5 protein-coding genes are annotated in these 5338 nt (G+C 66.9%); 4 read left to right on the plus strand and 1 reads right to left on the minus strand.

The window, feature by feature from the left end; genetic code table 11:
* On the minus strand, nt 1-1140 hold a 1140-nt coding region (locus tag OXK16_10905), incomplete at its 3' end, for a DNA recombination protein RmuC (protein ID MDE0376458.1).
* Between the two features lie 301 nt (nt 1141-1441).
* Between OXK16_10905 and OXK16_10910 the strand changes: the two genes are divergently transcribed.
* The 4 genes from OXK16_10910 to OXK16_10925 all read left to right on the plus strand — a co-directional run.
* Nucleotides 1442-1807: a hypothetical protein gene (locus OXK16_10910; protein ID MDE0376459.1), complete on the plus strand. Its 366-nt coding sequence runs from the start codon at nt 1442-1444 to the stop codon at nt 1805-1807.
* Between the two features lie 386 nt (nt 1808-2193).
* On the plus strand, nt 2194-2469 hold the full coding sequence (locus OXK16_10915) for a hypothetical protein (protein ID MDE0376460.1): 276 nt from the start codon (nt 2194-2196) through the stop codon (nt 2467-2469).
* A gap of 394 nt (nt 2470-2863) precedes the next feature.
* Entirely contained in the window at nt 2864-3832 is a 969-nt protein-coding gene (deoC, locus tag OXK16_10920) for a deoxyribose-phosphate aldolase (protein MDE0376461.1), read from the plus strand.
* Nucleotides 3833-3879: 47 nt separating this feature from the next.
* Nucleotides 3880-5338, plus strand: a 1459-nt coding sequence (locus tag OXK16_10925; protein ID MDE0376462.1) for an aldehyde dehydrogenase family protein, incomplete at its 3' end; no start/stop codon positions are given.

Consider the following 5338-nt stretch of genomic DNA (forward strand, 5'->3'; position numbering starts at 1 on the left):
GTCGCCCTCGCTGTCGGGTGCGCCGGCCAGGGCCGGTTTGGGGGTGCGGGTCTTGAGGTCCTCGATGCGGTCCAGCGACCGCTCCAGCTTCCGCTGCCGGGTGGTCGTCAGCTCCCCGAACGCGGAGTTGAGACGGCCCAGGTGCCGCTCCGCCAGCTCGACCTTCGCCACGTAGCGGCCCCATTCCTCGGTGAAGACGGCCAGGTGGTCGAGTATCTCCTGGGAGGACCGCTCCAGAGCGATGGTGTCCATCGCCTGGCGCACCAGCGAGACCATCCCGAACAGCGTGAAGGGGGAGCACACCACCACCCGCACCGACAGTGCCTGGTCCAGCAGCTGGGCGTGGTGCTCGTGGATGAAGGCGTAGACCCGCTCGTTGGGGACGAACATCAGCACGAACCCGACCGTGCTGATCGACTCCCGGTAGGCATCCCGCCGGGCCGTCTCCAGGATGTGGCGCCACACCGCCCTCCCGAAGTCCTTGACCGCGGCCTCCTCCTCGTCGGGCGTTCCGGACTCCAGGTAGCGGACGTAGGCCTCCAGGGGGAACTTCACGTCCATGTGGAGGAGCCGCCCGTCCGGTAGGTCGAAGCTGAAGTCGGGCCGGGTGCCGGCGCTGGTGGTCAGTTGCTTGCGGTAGTTCACCCCCTCGATCAGTCCGGCCGAACGCAGGATGTCGTCGGCCATCCGCTCTCCCCACTGGCCCCTGGCCTGAGAGTTCCCGAGGATGTCGTTGAGCCGCTGGGTGGAGTCGAGCAGCCGGCTCTGCTGGTCGGCGGCGTTGCGCAGGCTCTCGGCGAGGCCCTCGTGCTGGGCGGCGCGGTCCTTCTGGAGCTCGGCCACCAGCCCCCGGATGCCCGACAGCTCCTCGTTGACCCTGGCGACCAGCGGGTCCCACTTGGTGTCGAAGACGTCACGCTCGCGGGCGATCTCGGCGTGGCCGGTCCGGATCTCGGCCCGGCCGGTCTCGAGATGGGTCTGGAACGCCTGCCCGGTCACCCGCACCATCTGCTCCACCAGAGCGTTGGGATCGACCGGCGCGGCCGGGCCACGACCCCGCCGCCAGGCCAGGGCCAATCCCGTCCCCGCCCCGAGAGCGCCGGCGAGAACAAGACCGAGAATGACGGTGATGATGTCCATGCCCGGCATGGTAAGGGCGGGGTGTGACACATTCCGGGATTGCCCCCGCCTCGCCGCCGCGACCCCACCGGTTCCCCCCGTGCCGTGATGCCACCCGGCCACGGTCAGCAGCCCGTAATGGCTGCTTGGTCTATTCTGAGAATGATGACAGAATGACAAAATCTTCTGCCATAGACCAACCAATAGAATAAGAGGATTGATATATAGTACGTATGTTGGACGGTCACAGCTCACAAACAGGGTATCCACGACGGCGCGCGGCGGCACGAATCTGTAGAATCGACAAGCCAAGGAGATGCAGGTGAGCGCACAGTTCGTTGATTGGGGAACACTCCTCACGCTGCTGGGTCTGCTGGGCAGTGTCGTGGGTCTGGCGGTGGGGCTCCTCTGGCGTGCGATAGCCGCGCAGATGAAGATGCTGCACGAGCGCTTCGACAAGCAGGACGGGCGTTTCGACAAGCAGGACATGGAAATGGCTGAGTTGAGGTCCGACGTGGGGGACTTGCAGAAAGATATGGCGGTCGTGAAGAACGATCTCAGCTACCTCAAGCCGCGCTCGGAACGGATGGAAGCCGCCATCGTCGAGATCATGCGCGATGTCGGCAGGTTGGAGGGCGAGCGGCGGAGTTCCTCCCCGCAGGAGAAGGTTGGCGCCGGCGGCTCGTAGGGCCTAAGGACAGGGCCCAGTCCGCAGCAGTGAACCAGCGCTCAGGCTTGTCCGGTCATAGCTCCGATCGCCTCCCCTAGACCACTAGCTTCCCATGTGTTCGGGGGACCATCCGCCGGAGCTGGAGGCATCCTCCAGGATTCCTAGCTCCAGCTAGGCCGACGGCGGTCTGGGACCAGAGTCGTCGCATTCCGGATACAACGGCCTATCTGGTCGAGATGTAATGGCGAACATGTGACAATGCAATGTTTTTCATCAATTTCAGACGTATTGTTAACAAGATAACACTATCGTCATAGCAATAGGCACAGAGACCGGCCGATGGGAGCCACACCGCCCGCGTCTCTCGATGCCGTTCTTGAACGCCCGTAGTAAGGAGTGAGCTAATGGATGTAGGGCTGGCATGGCTATTTCTCCTGAGCCTGATCGGGGTGATCTTCGTGATCGTGCTGCCCGACAGGATGACGTTGAAGTCCTCGGAGCACCGCATCGAGAGGCTGGAGGAGAAGCTGTGGGACTTGCAGGCCGAGCTGCGGTCCATGCGGGTGGATGTGTCGACACTTGAGAGGGGCCAGGCGAGGTTGGACGACAGGGTTCCCGAGATGAGTTCGGCCCTCCGGAACCTGACGGTCGACTTGGCGTCTGTCAAGAGGTGGTCTTAGCCACACGACACACGAACCGCGCCCGTAGAGCTTCGGCCACGCGAGGCCGTCCAGATGGTTGGAGGATCCCTGCGGAGCGAATGTCGGGTTGACCTAGTCCGTTTCCGATTGTGAGGGCCGCTCCAGCTGGATGGTGCGGGCCGTTCCTGCCGGGCGGCTGTAAGCACTGCCTGAGGTTGGTCCGCCCCGCACGCCTCCCGCAGCGGCCCCCGACCACACGTATATACGCGACCACACGTATATATATATGTGCAGGAGGAACCGGCCACACGCCTGACCGCCCCGAGCCACAAGCAACTCCGCAGCGCGCAGCCCCGGATCGCAACCCCGCCGACCCCATTACCTCACGCGCCACGAACCGGCCAACCCACACTCGGGTACCCTTCCGGGCACCATGTCAGCTCCGGCCACCACCGCCCCCGCATCCCCGATCCTCGGTCCCTCCGTTTCGCCGAGGACGATCGACTCCTTCCTCCGGGCGGTCCCCTCCGTGGACGAGGTGGGCGTGGCGGAGCGAGCCGGCGCCCTGTCCACCCGTTCCGTGAAGCGGGAGTCCAAGCTGGCGGCGCTCGAACTGGCCATCCGGATGTGCGACCTGACCACCCTGGAGGGCCGCGACACCCCCGGCAAGGTCATCCAGCTGGCCTCCAAGGCGATCCGCCCGGATCCCACCGATCCCTCCATCCCCCCGGTGGCCGCCCTCTGCGTCTATCCCAACATGGTGCCCCACGCCGTCAAGGCCCTCGCCGGAAGCGGCAGCGGCGTGGCCGTGGCGTCGGTGGCCACCTACTTCCCGTCCGGCCAGGCCCCGCTGGAGGTCAAGACCGTGGAGACCGCCTGGGCGGTAGCCGCCGGCGCCACCGAGATCGACATGGTGATCAACCGGGGCGCCTTCCTCTCCGGCGACTTTCTCAGGGTCCACGACGAGATCGTGGCGGTCAAGGAGGCCTGCGGGCCCGCCCACCTCAAGGTCATCCTCGAGACCGGCGAGCTCAGCACCTATGACAACGTGCGGAGGGCCTCGATGCTGGCGATGGCCGCCGGTGCCGACTTCATCAAGACGTCCACCGGCAAGGTTTCCCCCGCCGCCACCCTGCCCGTGACCCTGGTGATGCTCGAGGCCATCCGCGACTTCCACGCCGCCACCGGCACGCCCGTGGGGATGAAGCCGGCCGGAGGGATCAGCACCGCCAAGGTGGCCATCCGCTACCTCGTCCTGCTGTCGGAGACCCTGGGGCCCCACTGGCTGACCCCCGACCGGTTCCGCTTCGGGGCCTCCAGCCTGGTCAACGACCTGCTCATGCAGATCCGCTGGCTCCGTGACGGCCACTACCAGTCGCCCGACTACTTCACCAAGGACTGATCCGCCGGATGAACCCCTCCGAAGAGCCCACCACCCCCGCTGAGCCCATGAGCCCCGCCCAGCGTCCCGAGATCGTCCCGACCGGCCTCGACTACGTGGCTTCCATCGAGTCCACCGATGTCGTCACCGTCGACCCCAGCTACGACCTCTGGATCGACGGAGCGCCCAGAGAGCCCAGGACCAACCGCTTCTTCCCCACCGTCAACCCGGCCACCGAGGAGACCCTCAGCCGGGTCGCCGAGGGAGGCGCCGAGGACGTCGACCGAGCCGTCAGATCGGCCCGCAAGGCCTACGAGGGCGCCTGGGGCCGGATGCCGGGCGCCGAGCGGGCCAAGTACCTCTACCGGATCGCCCGGATGCTCCAGGAGCGGTCCCGGGAGTTCGCCGTGCTCGAGACGCTCGACGGGGGCAAGCCGATCCGCGAGTCCCGCGACATCGACCTGCCCCTGTCAGCCGCCCACTTCTTCTACTACGCCGGCTGGGCCGACAAGCTCGAATACGCTTTCCCCGGCCTCGACACCGCCCCGCTGGGCGTGGTCGGCCAGGTCATCCCCTGGAACTTCCCGATGCTGATGATCGCCTGGAAGGTGGCCCCGGCCCTGGCCACCGGCAACACGGTGGTGCTGAAACCGGCCGAGACCACCCCCCTGAGCGCCCTGGCCTTCGCCCGGCTGACCGCCGAGGCGGGCCTCCCCCCCGGCACCCTCAACATCCTCACCGGCAACGGCCGGACCGGCGCCGAGGTGGTGGGCCATCCCGATGTGGACAAGGTGGCCTTCACCGGCTCCACCACCGTGGGCAAGCAGATCCAGCGCCGCCTGGCCGGCACCGGCAAGCGACTGACGCTCGAGCTGGGCGGCAAGGCGCCCCACATTATCTTCGAAGATGCGCCCCTCGACCAGGCCATCGAGGGGATCATCAACGGGATCTTCTTCAACCAGGGCCACGTGTGCTGCGCCGGCAGCCGCCTCCTGGTCCAGGAGTCCATCTTCGACGACCTGATGGACAAGCTGCGCCTCCGCCTGACCCACCTGCGGGTGGGCGACCCGCTCGACAAGAACACCGACGTGGGCGCGATCAACAGCCGGGCCCAGCTGGACAGGATCACCGACCTGGTGGACATCGGCGTCTCGGAAGGCGCCGAGATGTACCAGCCGCCGTGCGTGCTGCCCGAACGGGGCTTCTGGTTCGCCCCCACCCTCTTCACCGGCGTCTCCCAGAGCCATCGCATCGCCCAGGAGGAGATCTTCGGCCCGGTGCTGTCGATCATGACCTTCCGCACCCCGGCCGAGGCGGTGGAGAAGGCCAACAACACGCCCTACGGCCTGTCCGCCGGTGTCTGGACCTCCAAGGGCGCCCGCATCCTGTGGATGGCCGACCGGCTCGCCGCCGGGGTGGTGTGGGCCAACACCTACAACAAGTTCGACCCGGCCTCGCCCTTCGGCGGCTACCAGGAGTCCGGGTTCGGCCGGGAGGGCGGGCGCCACGGCCTGCTCCCGTACCTGA

Source organism: bacterium (genome assembly GCA_028821235.1).
GTDB lineage: Bacteria > Actinomycetota > Acidimicrobiia > Spongiisociales > Spongiisociaceae > Spongiisocius.